This window comes from Kitasatospora sp. NPDC092948 (assembly GCF_044754805.1).
Classification (GTDB): Bacteria; Actinomycetota; Actinomycetes; order Streptomycetales; family Streptomycetaceae; genus Kitasatospora.
Genome location: NZ_JBIVPU010000012.1, coordinates 146,032 through 171,710, shown reverse-complemented (window position 1 = coordinate 171,710; position 25,679 = coordinate 146,032). Strand labels below are relative to the sequence as shown.

Annotated in this window: 21 protein-coding genes; all 21 read left to right on the top strand. The window is 71.7% G+C overall.

Translation table 11 applies throughout. The features are described from left to right. Positions 1-169: 169 nt before the first annotated feature. The 21 genes from ACIQF6_RS28745 (at position 170) to ACIQF6_RS28645 (ending at position 25,412) form a co-directional block, all read left to right on the top strand. A complete protein-coding gene (locus tag ACIQF6_RS28745; protein WP_400900097.1) occupies positions 170-1,228 on the top strand; it encodes a conjugal transfer protein in 1,059 nt (352 codons plus the stop codon). After that, on the top strand, positions 1,228-1,554 hold the full coding sequence (locus tag ACIQF6_RS28740) for a hypothetical protein (protein WP_400900095.1): 327 nt from the start codon (positions 1,228-1,230) through the stop codon (positions 1,552-1,554). The genes ACIQF6_RS28745 and ACIQF6_RS28740 overlap by 1 nt, the downstream gene beginning before the upstream one ends. Further along, on the top strand, positions 1,551-2,231 hold the full coding sequence (locus ACIQF6_RS28735) for a hypothetical protein (protein ID WP_400900093.1): 681 nt from the start codon (positions 1,551-1,553) through the stop codon (positions 2,229-2,231). Before ACIQF6_RS28740 ends, ACIQF6_RS28735 begins: the two co-directional genes overlap by 4 nt. Beyond that, positions 2,228-4,861 carry an ATP-binding protein gene (locus ACIQF6_RS28730; RefSeq protein ID WP_400900091.1) on the top strand — a complete coding sequence of 878 codons (2,634 nt, stop codon included), beginning with the start codon at positions 2,228-2,230 and terminating at the stop codon, positions 4,859-4,861. Before ACIQF6_RS28735 ends, ACIQF6_RS28730 begins: the two co-directional genes overlap by 4 nt. Next, the gene (locus ACIQF6_RS28725; protein ID WP_400900089.1) at positions 4,858-7,626 is read left to right on the top strand and encodes a hypothetical protein; all 2,769 of its coding nucleotides are present in this window, start codon (positions 4,858-4,860) and stop codon (positions 7,624-7,626) included. The genes ACIQF6_RS28730 and ACIQF6_RS28725 overlap by 4 nt, the downstream gene beginning before the upstream one ends. Positions 7,627-7,664: 38 nt before the next feature. Further along, the gene (locus ACIQF6_RS28720; RefSeq protein WP_400900087.1) at positions 7,665-8,750 is read left to right on the top strand and encodes a C40 family peptidase; all 1,086 of its coding nucleotides are present in this window, start codon (positions 7,665-7,667) and stop codon (positions 8,748-8,750) included. A gap of 226 nt (positions 8,751-8,976) precedes the next feature. After that, on the top strand, positions 8,977-9,411 hold the full coding sequence (locus ACIQF6_RS28715; protein WP_400900085.1) for a hypothetical protein: 435 nt from the start codon (positions 8,977-8,979) through the stop codon (positions 9,409-9,411). Beyond that, positions 9,408-12,212, top strand: a complete 2,805-nt coding sequence (locus ACIQF6_RS28710) for an ATP/GTP-binding protein (RefSeq protein ID WP_400900083.1) — start codon at positions 9,408-9,410, stop codon at positions 12,210-12,212. The genes ACIQF6_RS28715 and ACIQF6_RS28710 overlap by 4 nt, the downstream gene beginning before the upstream one ends. 980 nt (positions 12,213-13,192) lie before the next feature. Continuing rightward, positions 13,193-13,801, top strand: coding sequence for a hypothetical protein (locus ACIQF6_RS28705; RefSeq protein ID WP_400900081.1), 609 nt, complete (start codon positions 13,193-13,195; stop codon positions 13,799-13,801). Between the two features lie 17 nt (positions 13,802-13,818). Continuing rightward, on the top strand, positions 13,819-14,637 hold the full coding sequence (locus ACIQF6_RS28700; RefSeq protein WP_400900079.1) for a hypothetical protein: 819 nt from the start codon (positions 13,819-13,821) through the stop codon (positions 14,635-14,637). Next, the gene (locus tag ACIQF6_RS28695; protein WP_400900076.1) at positions 14,634-15,977 is read left to right on the top strand and encodes a CpaF family protein; all 1,344 of its coding nucleotides are present in this window, start codon (positions 14,634-14,636) and stop codon (positions 15,975-15,977) included. Before ACIQF6_RS28700 ends, ACIQF6_RS28695 begins: the two co-directional genes overlap by 4 nt. Next, the gene (locus ACIQF6_RS28690; RefSeq protein ID WP_400900073.1) at positions 15,977-16,852 is read left to right on the top strand and encodes a type II secretion system F family protein; all 876 of its coding nucleotides are present in this window, start codon (positions 15,977-15,979) and stop codon (positions 16,850-16,852) included. The genes ACIQF6_RS28695 and ACIQF6_RS28690 overlap by 1 nt, the downstream gene beginning before the upstream one ends. Further along, positions 16,849-17,781, top strand: a complete 933-nt coding sequence (locus ACIQF6_RS28685) for a type II secretion system F family protein (RefSeq protein WP_400900071.1) — start codon at positions 16,849-16,851, stop codon at positions 17,779-17,781. The genes ACIQF6_RS28690 and ACIQF6_RS28685 overlap by 4 nt, the downstream gene beginning before the upstream one ends. Before the next feature lie 107 nt (positions 17,782-17,888). Beyond that, a complete protein-coding gene (locus ACIQF6_RS28680; protein ID WP_400900069.1) occupies positions 17,889-18,152 on the top strand; it encodes a hypothetical protein in 264 nt (87 codons plus the stop codon). A gap of 99 nt (positions 18,153-18,251) precedes the next feature. Beyond that, positions 18,252-18,629, top strand: a complete 378-nt coding sequence (locus ACIQF6_RS28675) for a TadE/TadG family type IV pilus assembly protein (RefSeq protein WP_400900067.1) — start codon at positions 18,252-18,254, stop codon at positions 18,627-18,629. Further along, positions 18,619-19,053, top strand: coding sequence for a TadE/TadG family type IV pilus assembly protein (locus tag ACIQF6_RS28670; RefSeq protein ID WP_400900065.1), 435 nt, complete (start codon positions 18,619-18,621; stop codon positions 19,051-19,053). The genes ACIQF6_RS28675 and ACIQF6_RS28670 overlap by 11 nt, the downstream gene beginning before the upstream one ends. Then, positions 19,050-19,487 (top strand): TadE/TadG family type IV pilus assembly protein, encoded by a 438-nt coding sequence (locus ACIQF6_RS28665; protein ID WP_400900063.1) that lies wholly within the window; start codon positions 19,050-19,052, stop codon positions 19,485-19,487. Before ACIQF6_RS28670 ends, ACIQF6_RS28665 begins: the two co-directional genes overlap by 4 nt. 26 nt (positions 19,488-19,513) lie before the next feature. Then, positions 19,514-20,185, top strand: coding sequence for a hypothetical protein (locus tag ACIQF6_RS28660; protein WP_400900061.1), 672 nt, complete (start codon positions 19,514-19,516; stop codon positions 20,183-20,185). Further along, on the top strand, positions 20,170-21,171 hold the full coding sequence (locus tag ACIQF6_RS28655) for a hypothetical protein (protein ID WP_400900058.1): 1,002 nt from the start codon (positions 20,170-20,172) through the stop codon (positions 21,169-21,171). The genes ACIQF6_RS28660 and ACIQF6_RS28655 overlap by 16 nt, the downstream gene beginning before the upstream one ends. Before the next feature lie 39 nt (positions 21,172-21,210). Then, positions 21,211-24,510, top strand: a complete 3,300-nt coding sequence (locus ACIQF6_RS28650; protein WP_400900056.1) for a LysM peptidoglycan-binding domain-containing protein — start codon at positions 21,211-21,213, stop codon at positions 24,508-24,510. Then, positions 24,507-25,412: a prepilin peptidase gene (locus ACIQF6_RS28645; protein WP_400900054.1), complete on the top strand. Its 906-nt coding sequence runs from the start codon at positions 24,507-24,509 to the stop codon at positions 25,410-25,412. Before ACIQF6_RS28650 ends, ACIQF6_RS28645 begins: the two co-directional genes overlap by 4 nt. The last annotated feature ends 267 nt before the right edge of the window (positions 25,413-25,679 follow it).

Here is a 25,679-nt window from a genome sequence, read left to right as displayed (position 1 = left end):
ACCGGGCGGCGTTGTACAGCCGTTACCGAAAGGGCCTCGTTCGGGCAGAAAACCGGTGAGAGCCGTCGGGTTTCCTCTGGTCGACCACTTGAGTCGACCATCCGAGAGGGACCTGATGTCCATGCTTTCCCGGCGCCGGAGTCCGCGTGACGCGGCACCCGGCGCCCCCGTGCTCGCAGCAGACCAACTGCGCCGTCGGGGCCGGCTGGCCCGCGCCGGTCGTTACGTTCTGTGGGCGTCGATCGCCTGCGGCCCGCTCGCCCTGGCAGCCATCGTGCCCATGACGAACGCGCTGGGGCAGCCGGTGGCCCAGGCGGCGGTGCCCGCGCCCACCGTGGTCCCCGAACCGACGGGCTACGCGGAGGTGTTCGTCGATCTGTGGCTGCGCAGCAGCGCGCGGTCGGGGACTGCGACGGACGCCGTGCACTCGATGGCCCCCGGTGTCGATCTCCCGCAGCCTTCCGACAAGACTCCGATGTCGGTACAGAGAGTAGCCGCGGTGCGATCGCAGTCGATGGGCGGTCGCACGTGGATGGTGACGGTCGCTGCGACCGTCCGGGTCGCTGCACCGGCCGATGCAGACGCGTCCGCGCAGCCGTCGCAGCAGCCGGGGGCGCTGTCGCAGCCCTCGCCGTCGCAGGGCGGCCGGGAGTCGCAGGCGGCCGACGGGCTGGCCGTCCGCTACTACGCGGTGCCGGTGTCGATGGTGCGCGGGGCTTCCAGCGCGGGTGCGCCCGACGCACTGGCCGTCACCTCGGCGCCGGCCCAGGTGTCCGGCCCGCTGGCCCTGTCGGGGCCCGACGAGGCGAACCGCCCCTACGGCGTCCAGGTCCAGCCGGGTCCTCTCCAGCAGGCCGTCGCCGAGTACCTGGACGCATACCTGACAGGTGTCGGGGAGTCCTCCCGCTACCTGTCCCCGGGGATGAAGATTCCGGCCGCCGGAGCCGTCTACCGGAAGGTCGAGCTGCAGACGCTGTCCGCCCGTACGACCGTCCCGGCGAACCCGGTGGACGGTGCCGTTCTTGAGGTGCTGGCCCATGTCCGCGCAACCGACTCCGCCGGGCAATGGCCGCTGGCCTACCCGCTGCAGCTCAAGGCCCGGGCCGGCCGGTGGGAGATCGCCGCCGTCGCGCCTGCGGGGACCGCGGCCGCCGCCTCCGCCTCTCCTTCTTCCTCCCCCGCTTCCCCGGCCGCTCCGGCGCCGACCGCTTCGCACGAGGTGAACTGATGCACGAAGTCATGCTGGCCGGCGCTCTCAAGAACATCGGCGACAACTGGTCGGTGACCCTCCTGGACTGGGTGAGCAAGTTCCTGCTCATCGCCCTGGTGCTGATCTGCTGCATCCAGGTCATCCGGAAGATGTCGATCAAGGCCGGCCTCGGTGCCGTCATCGGCCTGGTCCTGTGCTGGGCCGTGTTCACCGGCCGCGGCTCGCTGAGCAACATCATCAACACCGAGTTCAGCGACCCGGGCATGGCAGCGGGCTCGGTCTCCAAGACGGTCCAGGACGCGGGGGCGCGTGAGCTGCCCCCGGTCTTCCAGGCCCAGCTGTGAGCAGCGCCGCGCAGCCCAAGGTCGGACGCAGTTACACCCGGGCCCGTCGGCACCCGTGGGTGCTGGGCAGGCTGGGCGACTTCCGTCTCCCGATGGGGCCGTACACGCCGCCGCAGCTGATCATCGCCAGCGTCGGCGCGTTCACCCTCATCAAAACCGTCAGCTGGTGGGCGCCGGCCCTGGGGCCCTTCCCGGTCGTGGTCTGGGCGGGGGCGATCTGGGCTGCGCGGCACTCCCGGGTGGGCGGACGGTCCTTCGGCCCGGCCGTCCTGGACGCGGCCTCGCTGATCGTCGCCCCTCGCGGCGGGCGGATCGGCGGCCGGCCGGTGCGCCCGGTCGCTGGGCACTGGCTCCGAGGCGGCTTCGGCATCGAAGAGGCCGACAACGACGTACCGGTCCCGGAGCGCGTCACCACTCCGCTGCCGCAGGAGCCGGAACTGGCTGTCGCCCTCTCCCGCCCCACGCGGCCGGCGGTACCCGCGAAGTCCGACCGGGGCCGCGCCCGCCGCGTACGGACCCCTGCCACCACTGCCCCGCCAGCTCCAACCGCCGCCGGCGGCCGCCGCACAGCCCCTGCCGAAGCCCCGACCGCCGGTCCGGTGCCCACAGCACTCGAACTTCTTCTCGCCGCGGCGAGCGACAGCACCACGCACGACACAAGGGGGACTTCCCGATGAGGATTCCGATCCGGCACATCCACGGCCACCTGACGTGGTCCACGTCCGGCACGGTCTGGGCGATGTGGCGCCTGCAGCCGATCGGCTCACGGTACGCGCCCGCCCTGGAGCGCGAGGAGATCCTCAGCCGCGTCACCTCCCTGGTGCGGTCCCTGGAGGGCACCGCCCGGGTGTACTCGCTGTGCGCCGCCGTCGACCCGGGTGAGGTCGCCCTGCAGATGACCGAGGGCGTCGACATCGAGCGCTACCCCGCGGCCGCCGAGACCGCGCACGCCACCCTCCAACTGCTCAACGGCACGGAGATGCACCGCCGGACCCTGTGGCTCGCCGTTCCCCTGCGAGTCGGCGACCGCGGTACCCAGCTTGCCGCCGTCGCCGGCTCGGCCTGGGCCCAGCTCGGGGAGTCGGTCGGCGAGCCCGCTCCCCCAGTCACCCGGGACGAGGTGCGGGCATACAGGGCGGCCGCCGCAGAGGTGGAGGCAAGCTTCGGCGGCGGGCTGTCGATCCGCCGCGCCAAGCCCGCCGAGATCGTGTGGGTGCACGAGCACTCGGTGCGCCGCGGGATGGGCGAGCCGCTGCTGATCGAGGCGGAGCAGTCGGGGCTGCGCGGCGGCCGGATGCTCAATGGGGTGCTGCGCTCCCCCTCCTACGCGGACCTGGGCCAGGTCCGGCTGCAGGAGGGCGGCCAGAGCACCAGCCCGGCGGTGGTCCGCGGGACCCGTTCCCTGTTCAATCGCGTGACCGGCGCGGCGTTCGACAAACTCTGGCTGGAGGTTGAGACCGAGGAGGGTTTCGGCTACCAGTCCCACCTCGCGCTGAGCGAGATCCCGCGGCGCGTCGCCGCCCGGTCGGCGGACGTCCTGGCACAGCTGGAGCAGCTCGACTACCCGGTCGACGCGGTGATCGACCTGGACATCGTCGACGGTGCCAAGGCCCGCCAGCAGATCGCGAAGAAGAAACGCGAGCTCATCGACCAGGCCGAGCAGTGGTCGGCGCACCCGGAGGGCACTCCGAACTCGCTCTTCGGATCCGCCGAGGAGCTGGGTGAGGAGGAGGCGCTGCTCGGCGCGAACTCCGTGGAGCGCGAGGTGCAGTCGGTGACGATTCTGAGCGTGTGGGGGTCCACCCCGAAGGGATGCGACCGCCGTGCCCGGGACCTGAAGTCGCAGCTCGCGGGCGTGAACTACCGGTTGGTACGGCCGCGCGGCTCACAAGCGCATCTGTTCGCCTTCGGCCTGCCCGGCGCCGGGCCGGCGGGTCGGCTCCGGGAGTACACCCAGTACCAGCTGACCGAGGACTGGGCGATGGGCGGTGCCCTGACCGGCGGCGTCATCGGGGACACGACCGGACCGATGATCGGGATCAGCCGCGACACGGGCACGTGGCGGCCGGTGCTGCTCGACCTGGCGATGGCGGTGCTGCGCAACGTCTCCGCGTCGTTGGGCGTGATCGGCGACCTCGGCAGCGGCAAGAGCGTGCTGCTGAAGATGCTGACGGTCGGCCTGGTCGACCGCGGGCACCGGGCGATCGTGGTGGACCGCACCCCGCTGCGGGAGTGGGACACCTTCGCCCGGGAGGCGGCGCCGGGCCGGTGCCAGGTGATCGACGCCTCTGAGGCGAAGCTGTCGCTGGACCCGCTGCGGGTCTTGCCGCGCGGTCAGGGCGAGCACGCCGCCTTCTCGTACTTGACGCTGCAGCTGGGCATCGGGCCGATGACGGCGGCCGGCGCGGTGCTGGACCGGGCCGTCAAGGCCGCCGCCCGCTCCGAGCGGCCGGCGATGGCCCGGGTCATGGAGGAGCTAGAGGCCCTGGCCGCCGAAGAGGGACCGCGCGGGCAGGAGGCGCTCGGCGTCCTGGACATGCTGCGGATCGTCGCCGACGCACCCCTGGCGCGGCTGGTGTTCGACGAGTCGCTGCCGGCGCTGTCGCTCAGCGGCGACCTGAACGCCGACCTGGTCGTCATCACCACCCGCGGCCTGAAGCTGCCCCCGAAGGAAGCGCTGGGCAACCCCGAGATCCTGCGAGCGCAGCCGTTGGAGGCGCTGATCGGCCGCGCGGTGCTGTACCTGATCGCCGCAGTCGCCCGGCAGGCGGCGTTCACCGACCAGGAGCGGTTCTGCGCGCTGGTCTTCGACGAGTGCTACTGGCTGACGAGCAGTCACGAAGGGCACTCCCTGGTGTCGGAGATCGTCCACGACGGCCGCAAGCACCGCGCCGCCGTGATGCTCGGTGGCCACGACCGCGACGACCTGGGCGACGAAACGGTCCGCGGCCTGCTGTCCTACCGGTTCCTGGCGCGGACCTCCGACCGGGAGCTCGCCCGCAAGGGGCTGGCCTTCCTCGGGCTGTCGCCCGACGACGAGCAGGCGGTACGCCTGGTCACCTCCGGGCTGTCGCCCGCCGGGATGGCCGGCCGCGAAGGCGAGATGCTCCTGCGCGACTCCGCCCGGCAGGTCGGCCGGATCCAGGTTGTCATCCCGCCGGTCGACCGGATCAGGTCCGGCATCAGCACCACGCCCAGCGGCGGGCAGACCCGCCGCCCCGCCGCCAAGCGCGCCCCCTCCGCCGGACGGCGCGACACCCGCCCCACCACCTTGACCAAGCGTCTCGGAGAAAAGGGATCGCGATGATCGGCACGCTGCGCAAGGCCGTCCGGCGGGCCCTGCGAATCTGCGCCACGGTGCGCGTCTGGGTGGCGCCGTACTGGCCGGGGCGGCGCACCGCGCTGTGGACGGCCGGCATGGTGGTGCTGTTCCTGATCGTCGGGGCCAGCGTCGCGGGTGCGGACGACGGCTCCGAGCGCGGCGGCATCCTCGCGCCGCTGAACGTCACGAGCAGCGAGGGCGTGCCGCTGGACAACTATGAGCTGCGCAGCAACCCCGGCGGCGTGACCGATCTGCGCTCGCACATCTGCAACCTGCTGATCACCGCGATCTTCTCGCTGGTGCGGCTGGTGGTCGGGCTGATGTGCATGGTCCTGAAGTGGGTCTTCGAGTTTCCGATCGTGTCGGGGCTGGTCAACACCGCGGACCGGGTCGGCTGGTACCTGGGCCTGAACGCCACCTTCGACCTGCAGTTGCCCTTCCTGTTCGTCGCCGGCGCGTTCGCGCTTGGCTGCGTGTGGATCATGCGGGGCAAGGTCGCCAAGGGTGTGGGCGAGATCCTGCTGACGCTGGTGATCGGCGGGCTCATGGTGCTGCCGACCCTGACGCCGCGGGCGATCCTCGGCCCGGAGGGGCCGGTGGCCCAGGTTTCGGCGGCGGCGACGGAGGCCGGGCAGATCGTCGCCGACGCCGCCGGCGACCAGCAGGGCTGTACGAGCGACGCGGACAAAAAGGACCCGTCGTGCCCGATGAGGGTCATGCTGACCCGCACCCTCGTCGTCCAGCCGTTCCAGTTGTTGCAGTACGGCGCGATCTTGGACCCGAAGAGCGAGAACGGCAACATCCGGGCGCTGGCGGAGGTCCACCGCCAGTGGATCCACGGCGAGATCAAGGACACGGAGGGCTGCGGGCTGTCCTGGCTGGGCGGCGACAAGCTGTGCCAGCAGAGCGCCTGGGACAAGTTCCTGGGCGAGCTGGAGAAGCACGGCGACGAGGGCAAGATGGCGAAGAACTTCGCCGTCAACTCGAACTGGGACCGGGTGTTCGGTGCCTGCCTGGTCCTGCTGACGGCTTTGATGATCGCCGCGGTGATCCTCAGCATGAGTTTCGTCCACCTGGGCACGCAGTTCGCCGACGTCGGCGCCGCGACGATGACGCCGCTGGCCCTGATCTGGGCACAGCTCCCGGGTTCCAACCGGGCCGCGCTGTGGAAATGGGCGGGGACGTTCATGGCATCGGCGGCTGTGGCGTTCACGGTGTCGATGATGCTGCCGGCGTTCGGGATCACCGTAAACGCGATCATGACCGACCAGCACAACACGGTGATGCTTCAGCGAATGCTGCTGATGTGCGCGGTCGGCCTGGTCCTGATGATCTTCCACCGGCGGTTGCTGGCCAGCGCGAGCCGAATCGGCGACCGCTTCGCGGAGCGGATGAAGTACGCCAAGATCGGCGGTTCCGCCGGACTGGGTGAGGACTCCTCGCGCCTGGGCATGGCGATGTCGCACGTGATGTCGAACCTGGGCTACGGCGCGGGTGGCGCGATGATGCCGTCGGGCGGCCTGGGCCTGGCTGGCGGCGGAGCGATCGGCGGGGGCGGTGGATTCGGGGCGCTGGGTGCTCAGTCGCCGGTGCACGCGGCGATGCTGCGCCGGGCGCGGATCCAGTCGGGGCTTGCGTCGATGGCGTCGCCGGACCTCGGTCCGATGAACGCGGCAGGCATGGTCATGGGGGCCTTCGGCGAACTGCGGCGCGGCATGCACCAGCTCGCCACCCCGGTGCGGATGGCGCATCACGCCGTCGTAGGCAACCCGCTGCCCGAGCACGTCATGGCGCGGCGCCGCAAGCCCGTCAACGACGGCTCCGGCCGGATGCTCGTGGACGGAGTGACCGGCGAGGTGCTGCACGACCCCTCGCAGCCGACCCCGTGGGGACATCTGCTGCACAACCAGCTGCTGACCACTCGGGCGGGCCGGCTGGCGATCCGCGTCGGGCAGCTCGGCCGGCTCGGCTACGACGTCTCGCCGCTGGGCTGGGGCGCGACCTTCACCCGGCTGCGGCAGGGCGGCAGTCGCGTTGCTGGGGCCGTCCACGGCCAGTGGCAGCACTACAGCGGGGAGCTCTCCGGGCACCTGGCCGACCAGCGGGCCGGCTGGGAGAGCATGGACGCCCCGCTGCGGGTCGCGTCGCAGGGCGCGGGCTGGGTGTACGAGCACGGCCGCGGCGCCGCGCGAAATGCGGCGACGGCGGCCATGTTCTACGCGGGCCCGACCGGCGTGTCCGATCCGGACGGGCGGGGTGTGCCGGTGGTGCGGATGGTCGACGTGTCGGCGGACGGCCTTGATGACCTGGGCGGTGTGCCGGAGGAATCGGGTTGGATCCCGTCCGCGCCGATGTCGAAGTCGCCGGTGGGCCGTGAGGCCGGGTCGCGCGGCGACCTGGCGGCGGCGCTCGGTCCGGGTGCCTTCCCCGAGGGGGAGCCGGTGGCTGACACGGAGGTGCTGCCTGCGGCGTCGGTGGTCGAGGCGGGCGAGGCCTCAGCGGTGCCCGCCCCGACCGACCCGCCCGTCACGCTGGACAAGGCCGAGGTCGCAACAGCGCCGAGGACGTGGCGGGACGAGTCGCTGCCCAGCGGGCGCGACCTCGCGCTCGAATCGCTGCGGGCCCGGATGGATGCCGCCGCGGAGCGTGCCGGCGAGGACGTGGTGTGGGACGGCATGTTCGGTGGCTACACCGACGGCGGTGACGCCCCGGGTGCCGAACCGGACTTCGACGCCGGGGACCTGCTGTGATGCCGAAGAGGCTGCGCCGGTTTGGGTGCAGCGGTCTGATGCTGCTGCTCCTCGCCGCCGCGGGCCTGCTCGGGCTCGTGGCGATCTTCGACGACATCGAGTCCTCGAATCCCGCGCCGGTGGGCAACAGCGTGGGTATCCCCCAGCGGATGCTCGACGCCTACAACCGGGCCGTGGCGGCGATGCCCACCCTGTCGCCGTCCTGCAAGGGCTTGGACTGGGCCCTGCTCGCCGCGCTCGCCCAGGTCGAGTCGACGCAGGCGGCCGGCCACGAGATCGCGGCGGACGGCCTGATCACCCCGCCGATCGTCGGGCCGATCCTCGACGGCTCCGGAGCGGGCGGCAATAGGACGCCGGTCTACGACACGGACAAGGGGGCCTGGGACGGCAACGCGCAGTACGACGCCGCGGTCGGCCCGCTCCAGTTTCTGCCGGCCACCTTCGCGGGCCTGGCCGGAAAGATCCGGCCCGGCGGCGGGGCCAACCCGCAGAACATCGACGACGCGGCGATGGCCGCCGCCCTGTACGTGTGCGGCAACGGGCGGGATCTCACGGACCCGAAGCAGCTGAACGCCGCGATCTACCAGTACAACGCGAGTACGGCGTACGTGAACGAGGTCCTCAACTGGCGCCAGCAGTTCCTGGCGCTGGGGGCGGGCGACGGCGGGTCGGGCGTCCCGGCGTCGGAGCGGGCGCAGAAGGTGATCGCCGCGGCGCGCAGCCAGATCGGTGTCCCCTACTCCTGGGGCGGCGGAAACGAGCAGGGGAAGTCGACCGGGATCTGCTGCTCGGACGGTGGGCAGGACGGCCGCACGGTCACCGGGTTCGACTGCTCGGGGCTGATGCTCTACGCCTTCGGACAGGTCGGGATTCACCTGCCGCGGCTGGCGTCCGACCAGGCCGGAGTCGGTACCCGCATCCCTGCCTCCGCCGGCCTGGATGCTCTGCAGCCGGGCGACATGGTGTTCTTCGCGCCCGACGGCAGCCGCAGCGATTCCGCGATTTACCACGTCGGCCTCTATATCGGCGGCGGCCAGATGATCGCCGCGCCGAAGCCCGGCGACAACGTCAAGCAGCAAGCGGTTTGGAATTACAACTACGCGGGCGGTGCCCGTGTCCTCTGAAAGGAAGATCATGGACCAGGCCGGGCGGCCCCGCGTGCTGCTCCCCCTCGTCGGGGCCGCGCTCCTTGTCGTCATCGCGCTCGCGCTGTTGGCCCCCGGCCTCCGGGGCACCCGCCCGTCGGGCACACAAGCCCAGGGTGCTGCCCCGGCCGCGTCGGCACCGGCGGCACCGGACGCCGAGCGGCAGTCCGCGGCAGTCGGCTCGCCTGCGGGCGAGCCATCGGCCTTGCCCTCCGCCTCGGCAATCGGCACCCCTTCGGGGACGGGCACCGCCTCCGAGGTGCCACCGTCCGGCGCTCCGGCCGCTGCGGACGGTCCGGCCGCCGACGCCCGGATCGAAGCGGAGTTCGTGGCGAACCACCCGGGCGACCTGTCTGCGCAGGACGCCGCGCAGGTGCGCGAACTCGCGGTGCGGGTGTGGACGGCGGAAACCACCGGGGAGGGCCGCGAGCAGTTCCCCTCCTACTTCCCACCGGCGGGCACCCCGCTGCGTCCCTACACCCAGGTCCGCATGCAGGCGTTCTCCGCCCACACCGCGGAGGGCCGCGTGATCGTCCAACTGCTGTGGGCGGGAGCCGACCCGTCCGGCGCCTACCAGGACCGGCGCCCCGGCATGCTCGCCGTCACCCGTACCGCTACCGGTTGGGAGCCCGTCCGATGAATCCGACCCTGCTGGCCGCCGCGGCCGGTGACGGCAGCCTCCTCGCGGCCGCGATCCACATCGGCCACCTGGCCGCACTGTGGCTGGTCGACGCTGTGGCGTGGACCAGCCGAAACTTCCCCGGGCTGATCGCCGCCGCGACGCCGCTCGCCGTGGCCGGGTTCATCGTCCACCGGCGCTTGATCGCGAAGGCCCTGGCCGACCGGGTGCGCTTCGTGCTTACCCCTTCGCCCGGCTTCGACCCGCAGGACGAGCACCTGGTGCGCTACGCGATGCAGGTCGTCCGAGCCGCGAACTCCGGCCCCTGGTGGGCGCCGCGGGCCGGCCGCTCGGCCCGGATCCGGTTCCGTGCCGACGGCTCGGTCCCGCTGGAGATGTCGGTGGAGGCCTCCGGTTCCGCCCGCCAGGTGCTGCGCACCTCCCAGTACCCGGGGGTGGTCATCTCCGAGGAGCCGATTCCGAAGGACGAGACACGTGAGCACACCGTCCGCGCGGAGTTCCACCTCGTCGGATCGGAGACGGGCCTACTGCGCAAGGTCCCGATGGTCCCCGATCCGCTGCAGGGCATCGTCGGCGCCGTCGCCGACGTCAGCGCCGATCACGGCGACCTCGCCGAGCTCTGCCTGGACCTGCGGCGCATACCCCGGTGGCAGTTGCTGCTCAAGCGGTGGCAGGTGATGCAGGACGCCCGGGAGCGCCAGCGCAAGTGGGCGAAGAAGGAAGGCCGGCGTACTGCGCAGGATGCTGCCGAGATCGAGGACTCCTGGCAGCACCAGCTCGGCCGGCTCCTGGACCCCGAGCAGCAGGCCCCGCGCCGGCTGGCCCCGATGCCCGCGCGGGTGCAGCCGTTGGAGACCGAGAAGGTGCTGGGCCGCTTCTCGGCCTCCGACCGGCAGTTGCTGCGTACCCAGCTCCTGGTGCGCTGCGTCAGCGACAAGGAGGGGCGGGCGGAGACGACGATGGCCCGGCTCTCGGCCGCGCTCGACGTCTTCGGCGGCACCAGCACCTGGACCGAGGACGCCCAGCGCTTCGCAAAGTGGCGGTTCACCGCCGACATGACCGGCCGCCGCCAGCACTTCGACCGCCGGTGGAACACCGGCAAGGTCGCCTCCCGCAAGCCCTCTCAGGTCGCCGTCGGCGAGCTCCATGGCATGCTCAAGCCCGTCACCACGCACTGCATCCTGCCGGTGATGGCCTCCCAGCTGCCCACCTACAAGCTGCGCGAGCCGCTGGTGCCGCAGGGCATCCTCACCGACCCCGACGGGCACCGCCGCATCCTGTCGGTTCCGGCCGCGGAGTTCTTCTTCTCCCTCAAGGTCGGCCGCTCGCGGTACGGCAAGACCGAGACCGCCGAGGTCCAGGCGCTCGCGCTCGCGCTGGCCGGCTACGGGGTCGGCTTCATCGACCCGCACGGCGACTCCTGGGGGCACGTCGCCCCCTACCTCGCTCACAAGGAACTGGCGGGCCGGGTGTGCAAGGTCGACCTGACCGGGCGCAGCACGCGGGTGCCGACGTGGAACCCGCTGGGGATGGAGCGCGGCCAGGAGCCGCACGAGGTGGTCACCGCGGTGGTCGACAGCCTGAGCTCGGCGATGAACTGGGACAACGCCCACACACCGCGCGGTCTGACCCTGCTGGTCAAGGCGGTGGAGGCGTTGGTGTCCTACAACCGGTTCGCGGTGCGCAGGCAGGTGCCGCAGGCGCAGGCGACGCTCTTCCAGCTCCCGTCGCTACTGGAGGACAAGACGTTCCGGACCAGGATTCTGGAGTACGTGCCCACGTCGCAGCGGCAGTGGTGGATCACCACCTACGATCGGATGGACCCGGCTGCCCGCGCGGTGATCATCAACCCGATCACGCGGCTGGCCGCCAACCCGGTCGCCTTGGCCTTCCTGGGCTCGCCGACGAGCGGCTACGACGCCAGGGCGGCGATGGACGAGTCGAAGCTCGTGTGGATCTGCCCGGCCGGGACCGGGCCGACGGACGCGCTGCTGACGGCTCTGCTGGTCAACGACCTGTTCCGGGCGGGGCGGTCCCGGGAGGACCTGCCGGTGGGTCAGCGGCCGGAGTGGCACCTGTTCGTCGACGAGCTGATCAGCTTCGACAAGGCCACCGGTGGCGTGATCGCATCGTTCACCGAGCAGCTCGCGAAGTTCGGGCTGCGGGTGCACATGATGACGCAGCTGCTGCAGCGGGTCTCGCAGAGCACCCGGGACTCGGTGCTGCAGAACGCGTCGGCGCTGAGCAGCACGGCTGGCTCGTCGTCGGCGGTGCGGCTGGTCGCGGCGGAGTGGCACGACCGGGTCGACCCGGATCGGATCGCGACCCTTCCGAAGTTCCACTACTTCGCCAGCATGACCGCGGGCGGCGTGCAGTACGGGCCGATGCTGCTGCAGGGCATGCAGGTGGAGGTGGTCTTCGCGGAACTCGTGCGCGAAGAGGCCGCGGGCAGCGTCAAGGCGCTGGAGAGGTCGGCGGCGACGGCCGTGGGCAGCGGACTGCGGGAGCGCCTCGCGCTGGAGGCCGGCTACCACAAGGACCTGGTGGAGTACTTCGCCAAGGTGAAGGAGCTGCCGACCGGCGAAGACCTGAAGTCGATCATCGACGGCGTCAAGCCAGTGATCCTGGCCAAGCCCGAGGCGGAGGAATCCCTGGCCGAGAAGGACGGCGGGGCGACGGAAGGACAGAAGGGCGCGGTGTCCGGAGGGACGGCGCCCGCCGAAGGCCCGGAATGCGGCGGCACCGGCGCAGGGGCTGAGCCGGACGGCGAGTACGGCTTTCCCGAGATCAACGGGAACTGACCGCGAACACGGACCGGATTCGGCTGGGGCGGGAACGCCCTTCCGGCCGGATGCGGGACTGGTGGAGAGGGAAGAGCGGTGAAGATGACGACGGACAGCTGGGTGGATGAGGAGGACGCCGTGCAGGTCGCGGCGGGGATCTGGTGGTCGGCTTCGCGAGCGGCGGCACGGTGTTGGGGTTGCGGCAGATCGTGGTCGGGCCTGCGGGGGTTGTCCGAGGGGGTGGAGTGGGCGGGACGGCCACCTCGACGTTTGCGTGCCGATCGTGCCCGGGCGCGAGTGGGGCGGGTGAGCATCCTGGATTCCGGCGCAGTCCTGCTCGGGGCCTGGTCGTCATGATCTGACGAACTGTCATCGCCAATTTAAGCCGCGCCCTCGGGGGGATCTGTCGACATTGCTACCTCCCGGGGGCGGCCGGCGGGATGGCCTGTCGGAATCATGCATGGAATGCGCCTCGAAAGGCATTCCACAGTCGTGCCCGATTTGTGAATATATGTGGCGTTTGCCTGTGACTATGCCAGCGACATGCCCATCAGTGGCTGAAACTGACTGTGTTTTGGGCTAAAACTTTCGTATGGTGACCGAGCGGTACTCGCGTGAAGCAGGGGGTGTCCACGCTCCATGCGCATATCCGCACAAATCAGACATTGAGTTGATCATGAGGGCTGTCGCACAGCGTAACTCTCTGCGGTCACTCTCTGTCGAATCACCCAGGAAATCCACTCCGCGAAAACGCGGAGGAAGACAGGGAATCCCGCCACATTCGCCCCGAATGAAGCAGCGCAAAGCCACTCCGGAGCACGCGGCAGGGATTACTCAGGACAGCCGATCAACCGTTTGAGGATGACATGAAGACAACGGGGCAATCAGCAGACGGTACGGGTACGTCGGGCAACGCCGCCGCCGCTCGGCGGCAGACCGGCCCGACCGGCAGGGTTCCCACGGCAGCGCCCCGCGAACGGCGGCCCGGTGTGGCCGCCTTGGCGTTGCTGCTCGTCCTCGGCTGCGCCCTGGGCTTCGCCGTCCTGCTGCGCCAGAGCGGCGAGCGGGTCTCCGCGGTCCAGATCACCAAGCAGGTCGCACCCGGCCAGCACATCCCCGCCGACGCGCTCACCGAGGTTCAGATCGCCAAGGACAGCGGGATCAAGTACGTCCCCTGGGAGCAGCGCGGCCTCCTGGCCACCAAGTACTCGGCGGCGGTGGAGATCCCGGCGGGCACTTTGCTGATCGGTCCGATGATCACGGATGCGGCCGGCTTGACCGGCGACCAGTCTGTCGTCGGACTCGCGTTGAAGTCGGGGCAGTTCCCGCCGGGGCTGAAGGCGGGCGACCGGGTGAAGGTGCTGTGGGTGGGGCGCGACGCGGCCGCCAAGGGGTCCGCGTCGCCCGCTCCCGGCGCGCAGGCCGGCACGGGAGCGGTCGAGCTGGTCGGCTCGGCGACCGTCCGCGAGGTCTTCAAGCCCGCGGCCGGCGACTCAAGCTCTGCCTTGTCCCTGTCCGTGCTGGTGCCGGCCTCCTCGTCGGGGAGCGTGGTCCAGGCCGCCTCGTCGGGTGATGTGGCGCTCGCCCTGCTCGGCTCCGCCCAGTAGGCCGCGGGGAGACTGAGATGTCGCTGATCGTCATGGGGGCCGCCAAGGGCGCCCCCGGAACCTCCACCACCGCCCTGGCCCTGGCCGGGGTCTGGCCCCGCTCTGCGCTGCTCGCCGAGCTCGACCCGCACGGCTCCGATCTGGTCTATCGTCAGGTCGCGCCGGACGGAGGGGTCCTGGACCCGAACCGCGGGATGTTCAGCCTGGCGCTGGCGGCCCGCGGCGGGCTGAGCCCGGATGTGATTCGCGAGCACACCCAGCGCCTTCCCGGTGACCAGGAGATCCTGCTGGGCCTCTCCCGTTCGGAGCAGGGGGCGGCGTGGGGCGCGCACTGGGACCGGCTCGGCCGCGTCCTGGCAGCTCCCGGCTCCACCGACGTCGTCGCCGATGTCGGCCGGCTGTATCCCGACTCGCCGGCGCTGGCGCTGCTGCCGCACGCCTCACTGGTTCTGCTCGTGGCACGCACGACCGCCGAGGACCTCGCCCACGTGCGGGCCCGGGCGGCGGCGGTGCACCAGCGCCTTGCCTCCGGTGGACGCCGCGTGGCTCCGATCGGCGTCCTGCTCGTGGCTCCGCTGCGCCAGCGGTCCCAGGCGGTCGAGGCCGCGACCCGGGTGCTGGCCGGCATCGAGGCGCCGGTGCAGGTGGTCGGCGTGGTCGCGTTCGACTCCGGGGCCGCCGAGCAGTTGGCGGGCAGGAGGCGCGGGCGCATCCACAAGACGCAGCTGTTCGGTTCGGTGCGCGCCATCGTCGCCGACCTGGAGAAGCGTTTCGGCCTGGGCCGTACGGACGAGCCGGTTCCTGCCGGTCAGGGCCTGGAAGGAGTGGCACGGTGACGACGGTCGTGGAGCAGGCGGTCGACTACGACCTGGTGCGGGAGGTGCGCGAGCGCGTCGGCGAGGCGCTGCAGCAGCGCCGCCGTGTCCAGGAGAGCGGCGGCCGGCCGCTGTCCGAAGCGGATCTGAACGCGCTGGCCCTGTCCATCATCGAGGACGACCTGCAGGCCCTGTCGGCCCAGCGGATCAACAGCGGCCAGATTCCGCTGTCCTTGCAGGAGGAGGAGCGCCTCACCAGGGCAGTCCTGGCCGCGCTGGTCGGCGCCGGTCGGCTCCAGCCGTGGCTCGATCACCCGGACGTCGAGAACATCGACGCGAACGGGTTCGATGAGGTCTTCGTCAGCTACTTCGACGGCCGGGAGGAGCAGGTCGGGCCCATCGCCGAATCGGACGAGGACCTGGTCGAGATGGTCCGCGTCCTCGCCGCGACCTCGGGCCTCAGCTCCAGGCCGTTCGACTCCAGCAATCCGCAGCTCGACCTCCGTCTGCCTGACGGCTCCCGCCTTTCGGCGGTCATGGAGGTCTCGCACCGCCCGTCCATCTCGGTGCGCCGCAAACGCCTCAAGGTGGCCCGCCTCGCCGACCTGTTGGCCAACGGCACGGTGACCGAGGAGATCGGCTCGTTCCTGTCCGCCGCGGTCAAGGCGCGCCTGAACCTGATGATCGCCGGAGAGGTGAACTCCGGTAAGACCACCCTGCTGCAGGCCCTCGCGAACGAGATCCCGCGGCGAGAACGGCTGATCACGATCGAGCGGTCCCTGGAGTTGGACCTGCACCTGCTCAAGGACCTGCACCCCAACGTCCTCGCCCTCGAGGAACGCCTGCCCAACCTGGAAGGCCAGGGCTACGTGTCGATGGCGTCGCTGGTGCGCCGCTCGCTGCGCTCCAACGGCCGGCGGACCATCGTGGGCGAGGTGCTGGGCGACGAGGTCGTGGCGATGTTGAACGCCATGAACCAGGGCAACGACGGCTCGCTCAGCACCGTCCATGCCAACTCCAGCGAGGACGTCTTCCAGAAGCTGAGCACCTACGCCATCCAGGCGGAGGAACGCCTGCCGATCCACGCCTCCCAGCTCCTGATCGCCAACGCCCTGACCCTGGTGGTCTTCGTCCAGCGCGACGAGGACCCGGTCACCGGCCGCCAGCGCCGCAGGGTCACCTCGATCCGCGAGGTGAACGGGTACGCCGACGAGCGGGTCACCTCCTCCGAGATCTACCGGCTGGACGAGAACGGCAACGACACCGTCGTACCCCACGCCCCGGTGACCGACCGCACCCGGATGCGGCTGGAGAAGCACGGCTTCTCCACCGCGGACTTCGACTACCCGGGCAGGTGGTGATGGACAGCACCCTCATCACCCCCGTCCTCTTGCTCGCCCTGCTCGCCGGCGGCGGCGCGGGTGCCGGCATCGTGCTGTTCGCCGCCGCCGTACGGGGCTGGCCCCGCAAGCCGCGGACCTCCGTCTCGCCGGCGCAGCGCCTCGCACGGTTCCTTCGGCGCCGTGCCGGGGCCGCCCTGTCCGTCGGCCTGGTCGTACTCGTCGTGATGCGGTGGCCGGTGGCAGCGATCGCTGCGGGCCTACTGGTGCTGTTCTGGGCGAACCTGTTCGGCGGCGCGGCCGCCGAGCGGGCGGCCCTGGTCCGGGTCGAGGCCCTGGCGACATGGATCGAGAGCCTGCGCGACACCATCGCCAGCTCGGCCGGCCTGGAAGGAGCCATCAACGCCTCGGCGCGCACCGCGGGCCCCGCGCTCAAGCCCCACCTCGTCGCGCTGAACGACCGGATCAACTCCCGTATGCCGATGGAGCAGGCCCTGCTCCGTCTGGCGGAGGAACTCGACGACGGCGGCGCGGACGCGGTGATCGCCCAGCTCGTTCAGGCGGCGAGCCTGCGCGCCGACGGCCTGCGCGAGGTGCTGACCGACCTCGCCCAGGACGCGCGCGCCAAGGTCGCCATGCGCAACCGCATCTTCGCCAGCCGCGCCGGCACCCGCCGCAGCGTGCAGATCGTGGTGGGCGTGATCGGCTCGATGGTCGTCGGCATGCGGCTCTTCAACCCGGCGTACACCGAGCCTTTCGGCACCGCGCAGGGCCAGGCCGTCCTCGCCGTCGTGTTCGGCCTGTTCGCGTTCGGTCTGATCTGGCTCCAGCGGCTGTCGCGGGTTCCCGCACCCAGCCGCTTCCTCGTCAAGGCCCAGGAAGGGGGTACTGCGTGAACCTCGACCTGCTGTGGCCGCTCGCGCTCGGCGCGGGCTTCGGCCTCGGACTCTTCGCCTTGGTGCGCGCCTTGTTCCCGAGCCGGCCGAGCCCGGCGGCGGTTGTGCTGCGGGTCGACGCCCGTGCCCGGCTGCCGATCGGCGGCCAGCCGCTGCCTGCGGCGCGCCCGGAGCGGGGCGCCCGGGCGGCGCGGTTGCGTGAGGTGATCGGGCTCCAGGCGTCCCAGCTCTGTGTGCGCCAGGGCTGGGAGTTCCCGGCGCTGCGTGGCGACCTAGCGATTCTGGACCGGTCTTTCGAGGCGTTCATGGCGACGAAGGTGCTGGTCGGGCTGCTGGGACTGCTGTTCGGGCCGGCGGTGTTCGTCGGGCTGTGGGCGGCGGGCTTCGCCAGCAGCCTGACGCTGCCGGTGTGGCTCGCTCTGCTCTTTGGCATCCTGTTCTTCTTCCTTCCCGACATCGAGGTCCGCGGGGACGCGAAGAAGGCACGGGCCGAGTTCGTCCACGTCCTGGGCAGCTTCACGACGCTGGTGGCGAGCTCCCTGGCCGGCGGCCGCGGCCTCCCGGAGGCCCTCAAGACGGCGACCGAGATCACCGACACCGCGCCGATGCTGCGCCTGCGCCGCGAACTGCAGGGCGCGCGGGCGGCGAACCTGACGCACTGGCAGGCTCTGGACCGGCTCGGGAAGGAGATCGCGGTGCCCGAGCTGCGGGACCTGGCCATCCGGATCTCGCTCGCGGCCGACGACGGCGCCCGCATCCGCTCCTCGCTCATGGCGACGTCCAAGACCCTCGCCGAGCGGGAGCTCTCCGAGACCGAGGGCAAGGCCGGGGCGCAGTCCCAGACGATGCTGATCGCGCAGTTGTCGCTGGTCGCCGGATTCATGATCTTTCTGGTCTACCCCGGCCTGATGCGGGTGGCGGCCCTGTGAACCACCGCCTGCGCCTCCACGGACCTCCCTGCACGCGGCAACGCCGCCCCGTCCCGAACCACCGTCCGGCCACGGCCGGACTCCCAACCAACGAGGGGAATCTGATCATGGACAACGCCATCGACCGCTTCACCGGCTGGAACCCGACCCTGACCCTGGCCACCACGTGGGTGCGCGGCCGGGTGGCCGCTGCCCGAGACGAGGAGGACGGCGGCTTCTCGACCGTCGAGATGGTCATCGGCATCGCGATCCTCATCGCGATCCTGGTCGCCGTCGCCGTCATCCTCAGCGGCGCCCTCACCGGCAAGGCCACCCAGGTGGGCGGCTGCATCACCGGCGCGAACTCCACCAACAACGGCGGCTGCTCCTAACCGGGGCACGGCGAGGAAGAGACAACGGAAAGGGGAATCGTGGTTCGCGGATTGCGCCGGCTGCTGACGCAGCGGCGTGCTCAGGGCCGGGACGCCGGCATGAGCACCGTCGAATTCGTGATCGGGACGCCGATCATCTTCGGGATCATCTTCCTCGCCGTACAGTTCGCGCTGTTCTTCTTCGCCGACCAGGTCGCCCTGGCCTCTGCCCAGGCCGGGGCCAGGGAGGCAAGGACGACCGCGGACGCCGACCCGGGCGGCTGGCAGCAGCGGGCACGCACTGTGGCCCTCAACCGGGTCGCCTCACTCGGCCCGGCACTCGCCACCGACCCCGTGGTCTCGACGCAGAGCACGGGGGCCAACCAGGTCAAGGTCACCGTGCAGGTGAAGGTCGTCAACGTCATCCCCTGGCTGAACCTGACCGCGACCGCCACCAGCCAGGGCCCCGTGGAGAGGTTCACCCCCGATGCCGGCTGACACGAGGTGCCGCCGCCCGGCCGAGCGCCTGCGCGGCGACGCCGGAATCAGCACGGTGGAACTGGTCATCGCCACTCCGCTGATGCTGCTGATGGTCCTGCTGCTCGTCGGCTTCGGCCTCATGGTGCAGGGGCGCAGCGCCCTGGACGGGGCGGCGCGCGACGCCGCCCGCGCCGGGGCCATGCAACGCGACTACGGAACGGCCGGCTCCGAGGCGACGCGCGCGGCCCGGGCCAGTGCCCAGGGGGTGTGCGCGAACGGGAACGTCCAGGTCTCCACCGGCGGGGACTGGCGCTCCGGAGGGATGTTCACCGTGACGCTGCGCTGCGAGGTCCGCGGTCTGGCCTGGCTCGGGATCACCTCGGGCCGGGAGATGACCAGCACGTCCACCGCGCCGCTCGACACCTACCGGCGGACGTCATGACGGCCGCCGCGGTGCTGCGGCGCCTGGCCTCGCGCCTTCGTGGCGACGAGGGCAGCGGCGCCCTCTATCTGATCTTCGGCTCCATGCTGTTCCTGCTGTTCGCGGGGTTCGTCATCGACGGCGGGCTCGCGATCCACCAGCGGGAGCGGGCCTCGGACATCGCCGAGCAGACTGCGAGATACGCCGCCAACCAGGTCGACGCGGGCGCGCTGCGCAACGGGGCGGTCCGGGTTCCCGGCAACCCGGCGTGCAGCGCGTACGCCCAGTCGTTCGCGGCCCAGTCCGGCGCGAGCGCCACGTGCACGGCCGCCGGCGGCGACAAGGTGACCGTGCAGGTCCAGCTCACCTACCAACCGATCCTGATGCGCTTGCTCGGTCAGACGTCGATTACGGTGCGTGGTACCGCGACGGCGCAGGCCGTGCAAGGTCAATGATCATTCACGGGGACGGGAGATTCACCATGCGATCCACCACCAGCACCAACGCCCGCCGCACCGCCGCACTGTGCTGCGCGGGGCTCGCCCTCACCGCCGCGGCCGCCTGCACCAGCTCCAAGCCGGCCACCGACGGCACGATCAACGGCGCCCAGAGCACACCGGCCACCACGGCCTCCTCGAGCGCCAGCGCGACCGCGGCGCAGCCCGCCGGTGCGCCTGCGGTCATACTGCCTCCGGACCTGCGGGTCGTCACGTCCTTCGACGTGAAGGGCGACGGGGACAAGGAGGCCGTCGCCCAGGGCCTCGACTACGCGCTGCGCGCCTACAACGGCGCGTTCGCCGCCGGCGACGCGGAGAACCCGGCCTTCAAGTACTCCTGGGACGGACTGGCGCGCCCGTACATGGCCAACATCATCGGGCAGCTGGTCCAGCGCAACCAGACGATCACCGGGGAGACCCGGTACTACGCGGCCACCATCACGGTCACCGACGCCACGCACGCCGCCGCGACGTACTGCGAGGACCAGTCGAAGGGCTACCCGAAGGACAGGACCACCGGCCAGGTGCAGACCAGCACCCCGTCGGTGCGCGACTTCACCGAGTGGAACATGGGCCTGGAGAAGTCGGCGCAGGGTGTCTGGCGGGTCACTAATGCTCTCGGGGAGAAGGGGTCGACCAAGTGCCAGAACGCCTGACCCGCCGTGCCGCGAGCGCCGCCGCCCTGGCGGTGCTCGCGACCGCGCTGCTCCCTTCCCCGGCCCGCGCCGACTTCGGCGGCGACCCGGGCGGGGGCACTCCGAATCCGTGGACGATCGAGTCGCACGTCAAGCTGACCGTGAACCAGAACGGTGGCGAGGGCTCCAAACACCTGCTGTCGTCGGCCGGTTCCTGGGATCCGCCGGCGTGCTGGTACGAACCCGCCTACACCCCGGACAGTCTCGACAGCGCCTACCAGGCGCTCATGGAGTCCATGGGGAGCTCGTCCGGCGGTGCTGGCGTGAAAGAGGACTACGACAGGCTCAAGGCCGATCACGACTTCCACCGTGGCGAGCAGGGTGCCTGGTGGGCCATGGTCAAGACGACGGCGGCATGGGACTTGCCGGTCACGGCGGCGTGCACGCAGAGCCCCGGCCTGCGATGGGTGCCCCTGGGCAATCCCCCGGCAGGTCTGCTCGGCGTGACCCCGCAGATGCTCAGCAAAATCGCCTACGGGGCAACGAAGCTGCCTTCGCCGTCGGTGACGCTGTCACCCGAAGCCGACCGACAGACCGTCAACCTGCCGACCTACGTCAAGTTCGACCAGCCGCTTCAGCCGGTCAGCGTCACCGCGTCGCTGGACTACCTCGGGTACAGCATCGCCGCTTCCACCTTGGCGGTTCCCGTCTCGCTGGAGATCGACGCCGGCACCGACGACGCCTCGCCGCGGACCTGTACCTACCCATTCACTTCCTCCGGGGGCGGATATGTGGTCGATTCGTCGTCCAGCGGCTGCAACGTCACCTACATGCGCTCTTCCCGGGGCGGCACGTATCCGCTGACGGGGCGGGTGAAGTGGAAGGTCACGTGGACGGCGTCGACGAACCCGAACGCGACCCCGGCCAACCCGCTGCCGGACGGCCTGACCGACGCCGCCCCGCAGAACGTGGTGGTCAAGGAAATCCAGACCGTGGTCACCCACTGACCTCACCCTGCTGTACCGGATCGACCGAAGGACTGACCCATGCGCAAGACGACGCCGGCCACGGCGGCCCGCACGGCGGGCGACGTGGTGCGCGCCGGCCTGGCCGGCCTCGCGCTGCTCGCCCTGCTGGCAGCCGTGCCGTGGGGCCTAATCACCTTCATCGGCAACCCGCTGCCCAGCAGCGTTCCCAACTGGTCGTCGCTCAACAGCACGGTCGACGCCACCGTGATCATCAACGTGATCACCGTCGTCGTCTGGGCGGTCTGGGCGCAGTTCGCCCTGTGCGTGGCGGTCGAGTTGAGCGCGGCCCTGTCCAAGGTCGGCCGGCTGCCGATGCGGGTGCCGTTCGGCGCGGTGAACCAGGGCCTGGCCCGGCAGCTGGTGGCCGCGCTGTTCCTGGTCAGCGCCGGAGCGCTCACCGTCGGCACCGCTTCGGCCGCTCCCGCCTCCGCCGCCGCCCTGGACCAGGCGCCGCGTGTCACCGCCACGGCCGCCGCTGTGCCGCAGCAGGCCGCATCCACCCCGGCCGCCGCGCCGACGCAGGCCGACTCGCAGGTGCTGCCCACCTACGTCGTCAAGACGCCGACCGACGGGCAGCGCGACAGCCTGTGGCGCATCGCCGAGCAGCATCTGGGCGACGGCACCCGCTGGTCGGAGATCCAGCAGCTGAACGAGGGCCGTCCGCAGGGCGACGGTGGCGCACTCGGCTCCGACACGCGGATCCGCCCGGGCTGGACGCTGGTGATGCCGGCCGACGCCGTCGGGGCGGACCTGATCCGGCCGTCGGCCTCGACCGCGCTCCAGGGCACCGGACAAGCCGCCGAGCACACGGTGACCGTGGTCGAGGGCGACACGCTGTCCGGCATCGCCGAGCGCGAACTCGGGGACGGCGACAAGTACCCGCAGCTCATGGACGCCAGCCGGAACCTGGTACAGCCCGACGGCTCGCACCTGAGCGACCCGAACCTGCTCTTCCCCGGGCAGAAGATCGTGATCCCGGCCCCGAGCGATGCCATGACGCCCCCGGCCGCCGAACAGCCGGCTCCCGTCACGACCCCGCCTCCTGCCACCGTGGTGCCGGAACCCACCGCCCCCGCGACGCCCGCGCCGGATCCGAACACACCCGCACCCGCCGCATCCAGCTCCCCCGCCGCGACGGCTGCGCCCTCCGCGAGCGCGGAGCCGTCGACGGTCTCCCCGTCCGCACCGGCTACGGCGGAGCAGCCCGGAACGGGCGCGCGCAGCACCGCCACGGCTGGCCAGCCCGGCGGGCAGGACGAGCAGTCCATCGTCTCCGCCCGCCAGGTGACCGCGGTGGGCGCGCTGCTCGGCGCGGGGCTGCTCGCGACCCTGGCCACCCGCCGCCTGCTGCAGTTCCGGCGCCGTCGGCCGGGCCAGAGCGTCGCCGTGGCGGAGGAGACGACCCGCCTCGAAGCCCTGCTCGGGCGCACCGCGCAGCCCGGCTCCGCTGCCCTGCTGGACCAGGCGCTGCGTACCCTGGCCGGTGCCGTCCCCGCCGAGGAGACGCTTCCCGAGCTGCGTGCCGCCCGCGTCACCGCCACCGGCCTCGACGTCCTTCCCGAGGACAACACCCTGGAGCCGGCCTTCCCCTTCACCGCGGGCGAAGGCGAGTGGTGGACGCTCGACGCGAAGGCCGAACTCCTCGACCCGGACGAGGCCAAGCGTGTCCCGGCCCCGTACCCGGGTCTGGTGACCGCCGGCCGCGACGAGGCGGGCAACCACATCATGCTGAACCTGTTCCACGCGCAGGTGCTGCTGCTGAAGGGCTCCCCGGCGAACGTGCGGGCCGTGGCCCGCAGCATCGCCCTGGACGCGGCGACCTGCCCCTGGGCCGACCACATCGAGGTCGTCACCGCCGGTTTCGACCGGGATCAGAGCGGCCTGCTGGCCAAGGGGCGTATCCGCGTGACCCCGTCCGCGCACGCCGGGATCGTCGACGTCGCGGCGCTGCGCGCCGAGGCACTTCAGGCCGAGGAGTCCGGCGAGGAGGGGCCGCTGCCCTGGCTGATGGTGTGCACCGAGGACCCGGGTGACCATGCCTGGGAGCTCGCGGAGATCCTCAGCACGACCCGTGGGCGGCACGTCGGCGTCGTCCTGCCCGGTGACGCGCCGAGCGTCGCGGAGCAGTTCCCGGACGCGGAGGTCCTGGACGCCGACGTCCTGACCGCGCAGGCCTGCGACCTGGCGGGCGCCGAGGTCGTCCTGACCAGGGTCACCGACGAGGATCACCTGCAGTTGACCGCCGCGCTGCGCGTCACCGTTCAGGAGGCTGCGCCGGCCGCCGGTGCCTGGGAGTTCGTGCCGGATCCGGACCAGGTGCCGCCGCGCTTCGGTCCCGCCTCGATCCCTTCCCCCGTGACCTTCGGCGACCAGCTGCTGCCTGACGTTCTGACCGGTCGCGGCAATCGCGCGGACGATGACCGGGACGAGATGGCCGAGATGGAGGGAACGGACGTGGACGAGGCCGACGTGGCGGAGGTCGACGGCTTCGAGGGGGACTCCGCCGTCGTGGACGTCCCGGCCGGTGGCGCTGCGACGCCGATCGCGCTGACCAAGCCGGGTGCTTCCCGGGAGGCGCCGGTGGCACCGAGCGCGGACCAGCCCCAGCTCCTGGTGCTCGGCCCGATCTCGATCGCCAACAGTCAGGGCTCGGAGACCGCGTACCCGCCGCGCCTGGCCGCGTTGGCGGCGTTCTTGTACTTCCGCCCTGGCCGGGATCATGGAGCGATCGCGTACGCGATGGACCCCCTGTCCCCCTGGGAGGCCCGGACGCTGCAGACTCGGATCTACGAGCTGCGCGGGCAGCTCGGCCACGCGCCGGACGGCTCGCTCTATCTTCCCCGCAAGTCCGGCGACAGCTACCGGCTGAACCCGATCCACTGCGACTGGACGTGGTTCGAGTTCCTGGCCGAGCGCGGACTGCCGCGCGGGCTGGAGGGCCTGGACGATCTCGAGCAGGCTCTGTCGCTGGTGAGGGGCCGCCCCTTCGGCACCGACGGGGAGCACGACTGGGCGACTCCGCTGGCGCAGCAGATGGTGGGCCGGATTCTTGACGTCGCGCACACGGTGGCGTGCCTGCGGCTCCAGGACGGGGTCTTCGACCTGGACGCGGCCCGGCACGCGATCGCGATCGGCCTGGACGTCCAGGAGGACGAGCAGCTGTACCGCGACTGGCTGCGGGTGGAAGCGGCAGCCGGGCGCAGACAGAGCCTGTTCCAGGTGGTCGACGCCGCCAAGCACGCGATGGCCAAGCTGGACAGCGACCTGGAGCCGGCCACCAAGCGCCTGATCGGCGAGTTGCTGGGGCAGCGCGCGTGAGCGAGGCCGCCGTCGCCGCGGCGACGCTGGCCGGGGCCGTGCTGGGCGCGGTGCTGGTGCGGCCGGTCGTCGCGCTCTACGCCCGTCCCGCTCCCGCGCCGCCGGCCGTGGTCTGCGCGTTGTGCGGTGCCCGTGTCCTCGGAGGCGGCCGTAGGTGGGTGGCCGCGCTCGTTCGGGGGCGCTGCGGTGCGTGCCGGGAGCGGTTCGGGGCCGGTCCGGGAGTCGCCGAAGTCGTGACGGCCGCGGTGTTCGGCGGCGTGGCGGCCGGCGGCGCCGGAGGCTGGCTGATGGCCGCCCAGTTCTGGTTCGCCCTCGTCGGCTCCGCGCTGGTGCTGGTCGACGTCACCGTGCACCGGCTTCCCGACCATCTGACCGGGGCGGCCTCGGCGGGCCTGGCGGTGCTGCTGGCCGGTGCCACCGTCGCCGGTCAGCCTGGTTCCGTCGCGGTGCGTACTGTCGGGGGCGCGGCCGCCGTCGGGGCGCTGTTCTTCGTGGCGGTGCTGGTCGGCGCGGTAGCCTTCGGGGACTTCAAGCTCAGTCCGGCGCTCGGGATGCTGCTCGCGTGGACGAGTTGGCGGTCGGTGGCGGCGGGCCTGGTGCTCAGTGTGCTGCTCGCTCCGGTGCTGGTGCTGGGCAGGTTGGTCGTCCGGGATCTTCCGGGCCGGAGGGCGCTGCGGCCGGTGGTGCTCTTGGTGGGGCTCGCGGTGCCCGCCGCCGCCGGGTTGGCCGCGTCCCGGGCGAGCGGCGTCGGTGCTCTGGGGGCCGTCGCTGCCTGGGCGGTGCTGGTGCTGGAGTTCACCGTGGTGCTGTTGGCTCGGCGCGGGCTCGCCCGGCACATGCGGGTCGCGATCGGACCCGCGTTGGTCGTGGGCACGCTGCTCGCCTCGGTGCTGCTGTCCTGACGGACGGCCCGTCAAACCGGGCGGGCCGTCTTCGGGGTCGGTCGGCGTCACCGGACGGCGGAGGGCCGTCTCCGGGACCGTGAGGGGCGGGAATCGGCTGTTCGGGCGGCGATCCGGGAACCGAAATCGCCCCCAGGGGGCCTGTGCGGCCCTTTCGCGCCCCCGGAGGTCCCATCACACCGGGGCCTTCGCGCTAGAGCCCTGACGCCCCCCTGGCGGGGGCCGATTTTCGCGGCTTTCGCGGACTTTTGTCCGTATGGAGGCTTC

Excerpts from the sequence above, each read along its gene's own strand:
- ACIQF6_RS28680 (WP_400900069.1), top strand. The coding sequence starts at position 17,889 with ATGGACAACGCCATCGACCGCTTCACCGGCTGGAACCCGACCCTGACC.
- ACIQF6_RS28730 (WP_400900091.1), top strand. The coding sequence starts at position 2,228 with ATGAGGATTCCGATCCGGCACATCCACGGCCACCTGACGTGGTCCACG.
- ACIQF6_RS28660 (WP_400900061.1), top strand. The coding sequence starts at position 19,514 with ATGCGATCCACCACCAGCACCAACGCCCGCCGCACCGCCGCACTGTGC.
- ACIQF6_RS28665 (WP_400900063.1), top strand. The coding sequence starts at position 19,050 with ATGACGGCCGCCGCGGTGCTGCGGCGCCTGGCCTCGCGCCTTCGTGGC.
- ACIQF6_RS28710 (WP_400900083.1), top strand. The coding sequence starts at position 9,408 with ATGAATCCGACCCTGCTGGCCGCCGCGGCCGGTGACGGCAGCCTCCTC.
- ACIQF6_RS28700 (WP_400900079.1), top strand. The coding sequence starts at position 13,819 with ATGTCGCTGATCGTCATGGGGGCCGCCAAGGGCGCCCCCGGAACCTCC.
- ACIQF6_RS28675 (WP_400900067.1), top strand. The coding sequence starts at position 18,252 with ATGAGCACCGTCGAATTCGTGATCGGGACGCCGATCATCTTCGGGATC.
- ACIQF6_RS28670 (WP_400900065.1), top strand. The coding sequence starts at position 18,619 with ATGCCGGCTGACACGAGGTGCCGCCGCCCGGCCGAGCGCCTGCGCGGC.
- ACIQF6_RS28650 (WP_400900056.1), top strand. The coding sequence starts at position 21,211 with ATGCGCAAGACGACGCCGGCCACGGCGGCCCGCACGGCGGGCGACGTG.
- ACIQF6_RS28690 (WP_400900073.1), top strand. The coding sequence starts at position 15,977 with ATGGACAGCACCCTCATCACCCCCGTCCTCTTGCTCGCCCTGCTCGCC.
- ACIQF6_RS28740 (WP_400900095.1), top strand. The coding sequence starts at position 1,228 with ATGCACGAAGTCATGCTGGCCGGCGCTCTCAAGAACATCGGCGACAAC.
- ACIQF6_RS28720 (WP_400900087.1), top strand. The coding sequence starts at position 7,665 with ATGCTGCTGCTCCTCGCCGCCGCGGGCCTGCTCGGGCTCGTGGCGATC.
- ACIQF6_RS28725 (WP_400900089.1), top strand. The coding sequence starts at position 4,858 with ATGATCGGCACGCTGCGCAAGGCCGTCCGGCGGGCCCTGCGAATCTGC.